11 protein-coding genes and 1 pseudogene are annotated in these 11,904 nt (G+C 63.5%); 9 read left to right on the top strand and 3 right to left on the bottom strand.

All coding sequences use genetic code 11. The annotated features are described in order from the left end of the window. Positions 1–25 precede the first annotated feature (25 nt). A complete protein-coding gene (locus tag CKW35_RS27265) occupies positions 26–1,150 on the bottom strand; it encodes an MFS transporter (protein WP_042914534.1) in 1,125 nt (374 codons plus the stop codon). Between the two features lie 380 nt (positions 1,151–1,530). On the opposite strand from CKW35_RS27265, the gene CKW35_RS27270 reads away from it, so the two are divergent. From CKW35_RS27270 to CKW35_RS27305, 8 genes are all read left to right on the top strand, one after another. Then, complete coding sequence (locus CKW35_RS27270; protein ID WP_016486791.1) at positions 1,531–2,496, top strand: amino acid ABC transporter permease; 966 nt, start codon at positions 1,531–1,533, stop codon at positions 2,494–2,496. A gap of 15 nt (positions 2,497–2,511) precedes the next feature. Beyond that, complete coding sequence (locus tag CKW35_RS27275) at positions 2,512–3,276, top strand: amino acid ABC transporter ATP-binding protein (RefSeq protein ID WP_016486790.1); 765 nt, start codon at positions 2,512–2,514, stop codon at positions 3,274–3,276. A gap of 60 nt (positions 3,277–3,336) precedes the next feature. Next, positions 3,337–4,176: an ABC transporter substrate-binding protein gene (locus tag CKW35_RS27280; RefSeq protein ID WP_016486789.1), complete on the top strand. Its 840-nt coding sequence runs from the start codon at positions 3,337–3,339 to the stop codon at positions 4,174–4,176. 97 nt (positions 4,177–4,273) lie between these two features. After that, positions 4,274–5,569 carry an FAD-binding oxidoreductase gene (locus tag CKW35_RS27285; RefSeq protein WP_016486788.1) on the top strand — a complete coding sequence of 432 codons (1,296 nt, stop codon included), beginning with the start codon at positions 4,274–4,276 and terminating at the stop codon, positions 5,567–5,569. A 20-nt stretch (positions 5,570–5,589) separates the two neighbouring features. Next, positions 5,590–6,060 carry an Lrp/AsnC family transcriptional regulator gene (locus tag CKW35_RS27290; protein ID WP_016486787.1) on the top strand — a complete coding sequence of 157 codons (471 nt, stop codon included), beginning with the start codon at positions 5,590–5,592 and terminating at the stop codon, positions 6,058–6,060. Between the two features lie 118 nt (positions 6,061–6,178). Continuing rightward, entirely contained in the window at positions 6,179–7,363 is a 1,185-nt protein-coding gene (locus tag CKW35_RS27295; protein ID WP_177434971.1) for an MFS transporter, read from the top strand. A gap of 218 nt (positions 7,364–7,581) precedes the next feature. After that, positions 7,582–8,433, top strand: a complete 852-nt coding sequence (locus CKW35_RS27300; RefSeq protein ID WP_095117299.1) for a LysR family transcriptional regulator — start codon at positions 7,582–7,584, stop codon at positions 8,431–8,433. Between the two features lie 96 nt (positions 8,434–8,529). After that, positions 8,530–9,525, top strand: coding sequence for an aldo/keto reductase (locus CKW35_RS27305; protein ID WP_095117301.1), 996 nt, complete (start codon positions 8,530–8,532; stop codon positions 9,523–9,525). Here CKW35_RS27305 and CKW35_RS27310 read toward each other — a convergent pair. Together CKW35_RS27310 and CKW35_RS27315 are read right to left on the bottom strand one after the other, a co-directional pair. Further along, a complete protein-coding gene (locus CKW35_RS27310; protein ID WP_016486783.1) occupies positions 9,518–10,783 on the bottom strand; it encodes a HAMP domain-containing sensor histidine kinase in 1,266 nt (421 codons plus the stop codon). The genes CKW35_RS27305 and CKW35_RS27310 overlap by 8 nt on opposite strands. Beyond that, positions 10,780–11,472 (bottom strand): response regulator transcription factor, encoded by a 693-nt coding sequence (locus CKW35_RS27315; protein WP_095117303.1) that lies wholly within the window; start codon positions 11,470–11,472, stop codon positions 10,780–10,782. Before CKW35_RS27315 ends, CKW35_RS27310 begins: the two co-directional genes overlap by 4 nt. A gap of 197 nt (positions 11,473–11,669) precedes the next feature. Between CKW35_RS27315 and CKW35_RS27320 the strand changes: the two are divergent. Then, positions 11,670–11,904, top strand: a pseudogene (locus CKW35_RS27320) (outer membrane assembly protein); the annotation flags it as partial.

Below are 11,904 nucleotides of genomic sequence, written 5' to 3' on the forward strand. Positions count from 1 at the left end.
TGCTAGCCAAATGAGTGGCGCCTGATCACGCCGTTTGCCGCGGGAGGCCATGCACCACCAGCAACACCAGCACGACACTGGTCAATGCCAGGGCCGAGAGCGTTGCCAGTACCCCCGTCGCGCCGAAGTGCTGGAACAGATAACCGCCCACCAAGGGCGTCAGTGCCTGGCCAATCAATGATGGGCGCGACATCTTGCCCATCAGCGCAACATACTGGGCAGGCGGCATCAGGGCCAGCGGCAGCAGCCCCCTGACAATGGCGCGCAGACCATTGCCACAGCCATACAGCAGCAGGCCCAGCGCGGTCATCCCCGGCGCCACGGCCACCAGCGTCAGACCTACAGCAACCAGCACTGATGATACCAGCGCAGTCCATATCGGGTGGCGCTTGCCGGCGATGATCTGCAGCACCCGCGAGGCCACCTGGCTTGGCCCAAGCAAGGCACTCAGGCCAATGGCAGCCGCCAGCGAATGGCCCTGGCCCTGCAGGACCGCCACCAGTTGCACTGAAACGGCAGTCATGATGATCGCGCCAATGGCGAAGATTGCGGTCAGCAGCCAGTAAAGGCGGCGGTGCACGGGCTGATCTGCCACCGCCGTCATGCTCTGGGCCTTCTGCCGGGGCTGGCCTGCCGGCAACACCCAGAGGTACAGCGGCGCCACGGCAACGATCAGCACCAACGCATAAGCCATGCAGGCCGTGCGCCAGCCCAGTTGCTCGATGGCGAGGGCGAGTACCGGCCAGGTCACGGTAGTGGCAAACCCTGAAATCAGGGTGATGCCCGTAATCGCCCGTCCCGCCCGTTCGGCATACAGGGCACCGAGGGTGGCAAATAGTGCTTCGTAAAGCCCCATTGCCATCCCCGCGCCAATGATCACCCAGGCCAGCAGGAATACCTGCAGGCTGTGGCAGTTGGCAACCACCAGCAAGCCCAGCCCCACTACCGCGCCGCTGGCGGCCAGTTGCCAGCGCCCGCCATAGCGCGCCACCAGGCGGCTGGACAGCGGCGCCAACAACGCCGACACCATCAGGGCCAGCGACAGCGCCCCATACACCCAGCCGCTGTCCCAGCCGGTCTCGTGCAGGATTGGCTTGCCCATCACCGCCAGGAGGAAGAACGAACCACCCCACACCAGGATTTGCAGCAGGCCCAGCCAGAAAATACCCAAGGGCCCGGGAAAACGTACGCCAGCATTCACGACAGCAGCCTTATCCACCAAGCGGGCCGGATGTCGGCGCACGCAGGTGGCAGTCTAAAAGAGCAGGCGTATGGCTTGCCACAACATCCCGGCATTTCAGTTATGCGCGCAGTAGACAGCTTAAAAAACGGATGGAGTACATTTGTACGCACGCTTGTGGCCCGGTAGCAATCTGGTGGGCATTCACTGGCAGATGTCAGGGTGCAACCTCCGTAATTGCCAAAACAAATTTGATATTTGTTGCGATTCCACAGGTTCTTGCCTGCGCTTCGCCTCCCTACAATGACCCCACAACAACAAACGAGCCCAGCTCCGTGAGGCACGACCCCATGTACAGAGACCACATCGTCAAACCGCGTGCGACCGATAAACCGGCATTCATGGGTTTGGTCGCCGCTGTGATATTCGCCACCGCCCTGCTCTGTGGCGTGGGTGACGGTAGCCTCGCCCGGCTGATGGGCCCGATCGTACTCGACCTGCAGGCACCGCTGCTGCGTAACGCCGCAGTGGCCGGCACCTTGGCGGTGACCCTGGTACTGAACCTGTTCATCCTTGGCCGTTTTCCGTTACGGGCCCAGGTGATAACGGTCTGGTGTGAGCTGTTGCTGCTGTTCCTGCTGTTCTTCGACACCTTCGACCTGTCTTACAGTTTCATCGCCAGCAAGGTCGGCTTCATGATCACCCAAGGGGTGTTCACCACCGTCTACGTGTCCACCCTCTCCATCGCCATCGCCTTTGTTCTGGCGCTGCTGGGGGCTACTGCCCGGCTGTCGTCCAACGGTTTCGCCATCGCCATTGCCAGCTTCTACACCTCGTTCTTCCGCGGTGTGCCGCTACTGATCCAGATCTACCTGATCTACCTCGGCATCCCCCAGCTCGGCTATGTGGTGGGCGCCGTGCCGGCAGGCATCCTGGCGTTGTCGCTGTGCTACGGCGCTTACATGACGGAAATCTTCCGCGCCGGTATCAGCAGCATCCCGCGCGGGCAATGGGAAGCGTCGCGGGCGATCGGCCTGACGCCCTTCCAGGCCATGACCCGGGTGATCCTGCCGCAGTCGATGCGGCTGATCATTCCACCTACCGGCAACCAGTTCATCTCCATGCTCAAAGACAGCTCGCTGGTGTCAGTGATCGGTGTATGGGAGCTGATGTTCCTCGCCCGCACCCAGGGCCGTGCGGAGTTCCGCCACTTGGAAATGCTGATCACCGCTGCCGTCTTGTACTGGGTGCTGTCGATCCTGCTCGAAACCGTGCAATCGCGCCTGGAAAAACGTTTCGACCGCGCCCACCGTTGATCGAGGAACCCCCTGATGAACCAGCCTTTTACCCCCGCTGCCGGCCAGGCCGCCGTGTCAATTCGCGGCTTGCAGAAATGGTACGGCGAGTTTCATGTGCTCAAGGGCATTGACCTGGAGATCGCCAGCGGCGAAATCGTGGTGGTCTGTGGGCCTTCCGGCTCGGGCAAATCCACGTTGATCCGGTGCCTGAACCTGCTGGAAGACTTCCAGAAAGGTCAGGTGCAAATCGCCGGCAACCCACTGAACCGTGATGCGGCAAGCGTCGCCGCCATCCGTCGCCAGGTGGGCATGGTGTTCCAGCAGTTCAACCTGTTCCCGCACCTGACCGTGCTGGAAAACCTGATGCTCGGCCCGCGCCTGGTCAGCAAGCTCAGCGCGCCAGAGGCCCGCGCCCTGGCGCTGGAGTATCTGCACCGGGTGCGTATCGCCAGCCAGGCCGACAAGTTCCCCGGGCAGCTTTCCGGCGGCCAGCAACAACGTGTGGCCATTGCTCGTGCGCTGTGCATGAAGCCGCGCATCATGCTGTTCGACGAACCGACCTCGGCGTTGGACCCGGAAATGGTCAAAGAGGTGCTCGACGTAATGGGCGAGCTGGCCAAGGACGGCATCACCATGCTTTGCGTTACCCACGAAATGGGCTTCGCCCGCCGGGTGGCCGACCGCATCATCTTCATGGACCAAGGCCAGGTAATCGAACAAGGCCGGCCCGACGCGTTCTTCGACAACCCTGGCCATGCGCGCGCCAGGGAGTTTCTCTCGCAAATCCTCAGCCACTGAGCCTGTGTCTACCGCTGTGCCAATACCACAACAACAATTGCATGCCCGGAGACTTTCCGTATGAACCCAGTCGCTCGCTTGTTTGCCCTTACCGCCGTTGCCGGCTGCCTGACCTTGATGACAGGCGCCGCGTGGGCCGGCGCCACGCTCGATCGTATCCACCAGAGCAAGGTCATGAAAGTGGCCACAGCCGCCAACTGGCCACCGCAGTCATTTCTTGGCGAGGACAACACCCTCAAGGGCTTCGACATTGATGTGGCCAACGAGATTGGCAAGCGCCTGGGCGCCAAGGTGGCGTTTGTCACCCCGGAATACGGCATCATCACCGCGGGGCGCTGGGCAAGCCGCTGGGACCTGTCAGTCGGCTCGATGACCCCCACCACCGAGCGGGGGCGGGTGCTCGACTTTCCGGCCATTTACTACTACACCCCGTATGTGTTCGCGGTGCACAAGGACGCCGCCGGCGCCAGCGCGGCCGACCTCAATGGCAAGACCATCGGCGTTGAAGCTGGCACCACGTCCGAGGACTATATCAACCGTCGGCTGAAAATCGACGCCGCGGACGTGCCCGCGTTCAGCTACAGCGTGGAGCCGGGCAACGTGCAAACCTACGGCGACAGCATGGGCCCGCTGGACGACCTGCGCATAGGCAACGGCACCCGCCTGGATGCCACCCTGTCTGCACTGCCAACCATCATGGGCGCGATCAAGGCCGGTTACCCGGTTGCCCCGGTGCAGGGCAAGCCCGCCTACTACGAGCCCCTGGCCATCGCCACCGACAAGGGCGACGACGCCTTCAACGCTGAACTGGCCAAGGCCATCGACGACATGAAGGCCGACGGCACGCTGAAACAGCTGTCGGAAAAATGGTACGGCGCCGACCTTACACAAGTGCAGTAACGCCATTACCCGCAAGCCTGCGCCCTTGACTTGAAGGGCGTACGGCCCCCCCATGCCCGCAAAACCTGCAGCGCCCCGTAAAAGGATGACCCAGCCGATGGCCAGCTACAGCAACAACTACTATACCGGGACCATGCGCCCTGCCCCCCAGCGAGCCGGGTTGACCGGTGAGACCCGGGCAGATGCATGCGTGATTGGCGGCGGCCTGGCAGGCCTGAGCGTGGCCCGCGAGCTGCTGGCGCGTGGGCGCTCGGTGGTGTTGCTGGAGGCGGCACGGGTGGCATGGGGCGCCTCTGGGCGCAATGGCGGCTTTGTGTTGCAGGGGTGGTCCGAGGGGCTGTCGGCGATCGAGCGGCGTTGCGGCAAGCAGACCGCCGCCGCCTTGTTCCGGCTATCGCTGGAGGGCGTCGATATCGTCCGCGACACCATCGCCCGCCACCAGTTGCCAGGCTGCGCCGCCACCACCGGCAAGCTGAGCGTGGTGCGCTACGACGACGCCGACAACCTGCAGCGCACCCGCGACCGTATGGCCCGCGACTTCGATTTCAACCTGGAATACCTGGACACACAGGCACTGCGCAGCCGTCTGAACACCGACCGCTACTTCCAGGGGTTGCGGGACAGCCATGGTTTTCACTTCCACCCACTGAACTACTGCCTGGGCCTGGCCGAGCTGGTCGAGCTGGCCGGTGGTCGCATCCACGAACAGTCGCCGATGCTGCGGGTAGAGCGCAGAGCCGGCAGTCATCGCGTGATCACCGCCGACGGCGCGGTGACCTGTGCCGATGTGGTGTACTGCTGCGGTGGCTACGGCGGCCCGGAGTTCGGCCAGCTGCGCCGGGCGTTCCTGCCGATTGCCACTTATGTGGTGCTGACCGAACACCTGGGTGAGCGCCTGCGTGACGTAGTACGTACCACGGACGCAGTCGGCGACAACCGCCGCGCCTCCGACTACTACCGCATCGTCGAGGGTGACCGCCTGCTGTGGGGCGGCCATATCACCACGCGCAACCTGCAGGACGAACAGCGCCTGGGTCAGTTGCTGACCCGTGACATCCTCAGCGTGTATCCACAGTTGCAGGGTTTGAAAATCGCCAAGGCCTGGTCCGGGCTGATGGGTTACGCCCGCCACAAAATGCCGCACATCGGCCCCCTCGGTCCAGGGCTGTGGGCTTGTACTTCATTTGGGGGCCATGGTATGAACACCGCACCTGTGGGCGCCCGGGTTGTCAGCGAAGCAATCTGTGGCGAAACCGACCGCTACCGCCTGTTCGACGCCTATGGCCTGGAATGGAATGGCGGGCCGTTCGGACCCGCTGCGGCGCAAACGGTGTATGCCGGGCTGAAGCTGATGGACAGGTTCCAGGAAGCCCGCGCGCAGTACCACAACTAGAACAAACACCAGGAACCACCATGGACGCCCTCCCACCCGGCGCGCTGTTCAAACTGACTGAGAAGGACCGGCAATTGCTCGGGCTGCTGCAGGCCAACGCCCGTGAGCCCACCGCCTCGCTGGCGCGCAAGCTGGGCGTGTCTCGCTCGGCGGTACAGGAGCGCATCAACCGCCTGGAAAACGCCGGGGTGATCACCGGCTACAGTGTGCGCATCGACCAAGACAAGCTGCAGCAGGTGATCAACTGCTTCACCATGACCTCGTGCAGCAACAAGAGCTACACCGATGTGATGACCACCCTGCGCAAAATGGACGCGGTGCAGGCGGTGTATGCGGTGTCGGGCGAGATGGACTTCATTATCCACCTGACCACCCATACGCTGGGCGAGCTCAATGCCGAGCTGACCCGCATCAACATGATCAAGGGGGTTACGCACACGGCTTCGCACATTGTCATGGAAACCAAGTTCAGCAAGAAGCTGACCGTTTAAACGCTCCCCAGCCAGGCCGCCGATGCCCCCACAAGCTGCTCAGGTTCCTCGACGTTGCCGGCAAATATTGACTATGATCCCGCCTTGAACGTTTCAGCATGTTTCAAAAGGGATACAGATGTCAGTTCCGCAAATACCCCCTCTCCCCGGTAAAGGCACCGTCGCGAAGATGGAAGCCGCCATGGCGCTGGGCAGCTTTGCCATCGGCACCGGCGAATTCGCCATCATGGGCCTGATGCCCGACATTGCCAACAACCTGCAATTGAGTGAGCCCCAGGTGGGGCATGCCATCAGTGCCTACGCACTGGGGGTGATGGTTGGCGCCCCGACACTCGCGATTCTGGGTGCGCGGCTGCTGCGCAAGCACATGTTGCTGCTGCTGATGGCACTGTACGCCCTTGGCAACCTGGCTACCGCTTTCGCCCCTTCGTTCAGCAGCCTGGTTGCCTTCCGTTTTATCAGCGGCCTGCCCCACGGCGCCTACTTCGGCATTGCCGCAGTGGTGGCATCCAGCATGGTGGCCAAGGACCACCGAGCGGGTGCCGTTGCACGGGTGATGATGGGCCTGACCTTGGCCATGCTGCTGGGCAACCCGCTAGCCACGTATCTGGGCCAGTACTTTGGCTGGCGTTCAGCGTTCGTGCTGGTTGGCGCCATCGCGCTGTGCACCATCGCCCTGGTATGGCGCTTTGTGCCCCAGCGCCACGACGAAGTGCGCAGCGACCCACGCAAGGAACTGCAAGCCTTCACCCTCCCGCAGCTGTGGATGGCGCTGGCCATCGCGTCGATCGGCTTCGCCGGCATGTTTACGGTATTCAGCTACCTGGCGCCGACCATGCTGCAGGTGACCCAGGTATCGCCCCAGTGGATTCCGTTCGGCCTTGCGGCGTTCGGGGTGGGCGGCATCGTCGGCAACATTGCCGGCGGCAAACTGTTCGACCGCCTGCAGTTCCGCGCCGTGGGGCTGGTGCTGGTGTGGTCGATCGCCGTGCTGCTGTTCTTCACCATTGCCGCCCAGGCACTGTGGAGCCTGCTGTTGGGCATCGGCCTGGTGGGTACCATGATCGCACTGGCAGCGCCATTGCAGATCCGCCTGATGGACATTGCCCATGAAGCGCCTAGCCTGGCAGCTGCGTCGAACCATGCAGCGTTCAACCTGGCCAATGCGCTGGGGCCATGGTTGGGTGGCATGGCGATTACCGCGGGCATGGGCTGGACCAGCACCGGCTATATCGGCGCGGCAACTGCGCTGGTCGGGCTGGGTATCTATCTGGTGGCACGACGGATGAAAGGCGGCCACTGAGGCCAGCCATGTGGGCTGCTGCGCAGCCCTTTCGCGACACAAGGCCGCTCCCACAGGTACATGACGGCCTTCGAGGCAAATGCAAATCCTGTAGGAGCGGCCTTGTGTCGCGATGGGCTGCAAAGCAGCCCCAAAAATCTCAAATCCACCCAATCCACAGTGGACCCGCAGAAAACGCTACCCTACCCCCTTCTGCACAAGCTACTGCCGAGCCCTCCATGTTCGATTGGGAAGACCTGCGTCATTTCTGCGCCTTTACCTCGGCCGGCTCGCTGTCCGCCGCCGCCAAGACGCTGGGCGTCGACCACGCCACCGTGGCCCGGCGCATCGCTTCGCTCGAAGCCTCGCTCAAGCTCAAGCTGGTCGACCGGCGCCCCCGCGCTTATGCGCTCACCGACGAAGGCCGACGCGTTGCCGAACTTGCCGAGCAGATGACCCTGTCCTCCTTCGCCCTTGAACATTTCGCCAGCGCCGGCCAACACGCGGTGGAAGGCGAAGTGGTGCTGTCGGCACCACCGGCACTGCTCGGCAGCATCGTGGCCCGGCGCCTGGGCGAACTGTACCAGCGCTACCCACAGTTGCGCCTGAAGCTGGTGGGCAGCAAATCAAAGGCATCCTTGGCCCGCCGCGAAGCCGACATCAGCATCGCCCTGGCCCGGCCCACAGAACCGACCCTGGTTGCCAGCCTTCTGGGCCACCTTGCCTACCGGCTGTACGCCTCGCCCGGCTACCTGGCCAGCACGGCGGCACGGCGCTACATCGGTTACGACGAGTCGCAGGCCAGTTCCCCTCAACAGCAATGGCTGAACCGTCAGGCCGGCCAGCAGCCGTTCGCGCTGCACAGCAATGACCTGCGCATCCAGGCTCAAGCCTGTGCCGGCGGCATCGGCATCGCCTGCCTGCCCGCGTTCATGGCGCAGGAGCACGGCCTGAAGGAAGCCGGCAGCGCCGAGCAGACCATGAGCATCGAAATCTGGCTGGCAGTGCATGAGGACGTGCGCGCCACCCCACGGATCAAGGCGGTTACCGACTTCCTCCAGCAACAGGTGCGGCCATTGCTGCGCTTGTGAATTTTTGCGGATGGGACCTGCATCAATATGGAATTTTCGCGCAAGGCTGCCCGCGTTAGGCTGACACCATCACTAACGCCCTTGAAGGAGACGACGATGCAATACGTAAAGCTGGGTAACACCGGGCTGGACGTTTCCAGGCTGTGTCTGGGCTGCATGACCTTCGGCGAACCCGACGCCGGCACGCATCCCTGGACCTTGGGCGAAGCCGCCAGCCGCCCCATCATTCGCCATGCCGTAGAGCAAGGCATCAACTTCTTCGACACTGCCAACAGCTATTCTGCCGGCACCTCGGAAATCATCGTCGGGAAACTGTTGAAGGCATTCACCCGCCGGGAAGAAACCGTGATTGCCACCAAGGTGTTCTTCCCTGCCAACATGTGGGAAGGCGCCAGCCGGCCCAATGAGCAAGGCTTGTCGCGCAAGGCGATCATGGCCAGCATCGACGCCAGCCTCACCCGCCTGGGTACCGACTACGTCGACCTGTACCAGATCCACCGCTGGGACTACCACACCCCCATCGAGGAGACCATGGAAGCCCTGCATGACGTGGTCAAGGCCGGCAAGGCACGCTACATCGGTGCTTCATCGATGTACGCCTGGCAGTTCGCCAAGGCACAGCAGGTGGCGGCCAGCAACGGCTGGAGCCGTTTTGTGTCGATGCAGAACTACCTCAACCTGATCTACCGCGAGGAAGAGCGCGAGATGATCCCACTGTGCCTGGACCAGGGGGTGGGGCTGATGCCCTGGAGCCCGATGGCCCGCGGGCGCCTGACCCGGCCGCACGGGCAGCAGACAGCACGCACCCGCAGCGATGTATCCGGCCAGTCGTTCTATGAAAAGACCGAGGTGGAAGACGGCCGAGTGATCGATGTCGTCGAACAGATCGCTGGCGAACGGGGTGTGCCGATGGCCCAGGTTGCGCTGGCCTGGGTACTGGGCAAGACCGGCGTTAGCGCCCCTATCGTCGGGGCCTCGAAGCCCGCCCATCTGGACGATGCACTGGGCGCGTTGTCACTGCAGCTGAGCGAGACCGAGGTGGCGCGCTTGCAGGCCCCTTACGTTCCCCACGCCGTGACCGGCTTCAAGTAGGGCGGTTTTGCGGCAGCTCGATGCGCACGCGCAGGCCGCCGCTGGTTGCGGCCAGCGCGGTAATGCTGCCGCCATGCAGGACAATGGCCCGCTGGGCAATCGCCAGGCCCAGGCCAAAGCCATCGTCGCTACTGTCGGTGCCGCGGTCGAACGGCTCGAAGATACGCTTCAGACGGGCCGGGTCTACCCCCGGACCGTGGTCGCTGACACTGACCTGAAGCCATTGCCCGCCCGGCGCCAACACAGCGCTCACCAGCACTTCTGTGCCGGCGGCGGTATAGCGAACAGCGTTGCGGATGATGTTCTCGAACGCCCGGTACAGCAGCTCTTCATGCCCCAGGATGAGAAACGCCCCTTGGGCTTGCAACGTTACCTGGCACCGCTTCATGCCCGCTTCAAAACGGGCGTCTTCAACGATCTGCGCCAGCAACTCTGTCACATCTACACTGGCAAAGGCGCCGTCGCCCTGCCGAGCCTGGGCGCGGGCCAGGGTCAGCAGTTGCTCGATCAGGTCGTCCATGCGCCGTGATTCGCGCTCCACCCGCTGCAGCATGTCGTGTCGGTCAGGCTGCTGACGCATCAGGCCGATGGCGGCATGCATGCGGGTCAGCGGAGAACGCAGTTCGTGGGAAATATCGTGCAGCAGGTTCTGCTGCGCCTGTACCAGGGCCTTGAGCTGGCCGGCCATGCGGTCGCAGTCCCCGGCCAGTTCGACGATCTCGTCGCGCCGTTTGCCCAACCTGGGTTTTACACGCACATCGAACCTGCCTTGGGCCACCTGCCCCATGGCTTCACGCAACCAGGCCAATGGGCGAGTCAGGTAAAGGCTGCACAGAAAGGCAAACAACGCACTCATCAGCGTGCCGGTCACCAACGGGCCCATGCCACGCGGGCGCGGCGGCTCGCCAAGCGCCGTAGCCACCGACGCACGCAACACCAACGGGCGGCCTTCTCGGTCGCTCAACGCCTGCTCGAAACGCGACACCGGCACCGCCCTGCCCGCCAGCAGCTGGCCTTGGCTGTCATATAGGCCCACTTGCACATCCGGCGGCTGCGGTAACACCTCCAGCAGTTGTCGACCGGCCTGCTCGCCGTAACGCTGCAGTAACTGCAGTTCTGTGGCCAGCAGCGAACGCAGCGCCGGGGTATCACCGCGCCAGTCATTGAGCATGAAGGCCCCCGCCCCCACCAGGAAGGTCAGGCAGTTGGCCAGCCAGAACGCCAGGAACAGCTTCCAGAACAGACGCCGACGCATCATTCGACAATCAGCATGTAGCCCATGCCACGCACGCTCTGGATCCAGCTGCTGCCATCGGCGCGCGGGCCGAGCTTTTGCCGAATGCTGCTGACGTGCACGTCGATGCGCCGGTCATAACGGGTCAACGGCCGCCCCAGGGCATTGAGGGACAGGTCCTGCTTGCTGACCAACTGACCAGCCTGGCGAGCCAACGCTTCGAGCAGGCTGAATTCCGAGCCCGTCAGCTCCAGCGTGGCTTGGCCCCAATGCGCTTCACGACGTCCTGGCCACAGCTTCAATGCGCCCGTGCGCACCTGTTCGGGCGCACTGCCCTCGCCTGTCGGTTGCGGCTGCACCCGGCGCAGTATCGCCCGCAGGCGTGCAACCAGTTCACCCGGGGAGCTGGGCTTGGGAACATAGTCATCAGCCCCAAGCTCAAGGCCGGCAATACGGTCGATATTGTCGCCACGCGCGGTCAGCAGCAGCACCGGCACCTGGCTGCGCGCACGCACGCGCCGCAGCACTTCGATGCCAGAAATACCCGGCAGCATCACGTCCAGCACCACCACCTGGAAGTGACCGGACAATGCCTGGGTCTCGCCCTCTTCACCCGTGGCCACCGCCGTGGCCTGGAAGCCTTCGCGCGCCAGGTACAAAGAGAGCATTTCAGTCAGTTCGCAGTCGTCGTCGACCAGCAGCACAGGGATCATCGGGGCCAGACATCGCAATTTCAGGGGCTGTAATGATCGCCCCGCCGGCCAGTACTGTCACCGCCGGCTGGTCGGACTTTACACATCTTTACCCTTGGCTAACCGCGCCGTACACAGCCCGCCCGTATCCTCATCGCCCGCTGCCAGCGGGTTGCCCGCGCTTGCTCCCCTTCGAATCCGCTTGTCTGGAACCCCTGATGAACTACCCGCGCCTGTTGCTCTCCATCCTGTTGCTGAAAGCCTCGCTGGCCCATGCCTCCGCTTTCAGGATCGCCGACATCCGCGTCAACGGCCTGCAGCGGGTGTCCGCTGGCAGTGTTTTCGGTGCCTTGCCGCTGAACGTCGGCGACCAGGCCGATGATCGCCGCCTGGTGGACTCGACCCGTTCCCTGTTCAAGACCGGCTTCTTTCAGGACATCCAGCTGAACCGCG

This window comes from Pseudomonas sp. Irchel 3F3 (assembly GCF_900187545.1).
Taxonomy (GTDB): domain Bacteria; phylum Pseudomonadota; class Gammaproteobacteria; order Pseudomonadales; family Pseudomonadaceae; genus Aquipseudomonas; species Aquipseudomonas fortuita.

Coding starts and splice junctions, on each gene's coding strand:
- CKW35_RS27315 (WP_095117303.1), bottom strand. CDS start 11,472: ATGATCCCTGTGCTGCTGGTCGACGACGACTGCGAACTGACTGAAATG.
- CKW35_RS27280 (WP_016486789.1), top strand. CDS start 3,337: ATGAACCCAGTCGCTCGCTTGTTTGCCCTTACCGCCGTTGCCGGCTGC.
- CKW35_RS27290 (WP_016486787.1), top strand. CDS start 5,590: ATGGACGCCCTCCCACCCGGCGCGCTGTTCAAACTGACTGAGAAGGAC.
- CKW35_RS27310 (WP_016486783.1), bottom strand. CDS start 10,783: ATGATGCGTCGGCGTCTGTTCTGGAAGCTGTTCCTGGCGTTCTGGCTG.
- CKW35_RS27285 (WP_016486788.1), top strand. CDS start 4,274: ATGGCCAGCTACAGCAACAACTACTATACCGGGACCATGCGCCCTGCC.
- CKW35_RS27270 (WP_016486791.1), top strand. CDS start 1,531: ATGTACAGAGACCACATCGTCAAACCGCGTGCGACCGATAAACCGGCA.
- CKW35_RS27295 (WP_177434971.1), top strand. CDS start 6,179: ATGTCAGTTCCGCAAATACCCCCTCTCCCCGGTAAAGGCACCGTCGCG.
- CKW35_RS27305 (WP_095117301.1), top strand. CDS start 8,530: ATGCAATACGTAAAGCTGGGTAACACCGGGCTGGACGTTTCCAGGCTG.
- CKW35_RS27300 (WP_095117299.1), top strand. CDS start 7,582: ATGTTCGATTGGGAAGACCTGCGTCATTTCTGCGCCTTTACCTCGGCC.
- CKW35_RS27275 (WP_016486790.1), top strand. CDS start 2,512: ATGAACCAGCCTTTTACCCCCGCTGCCGGCCAGGCCGCCGTGTCAATT.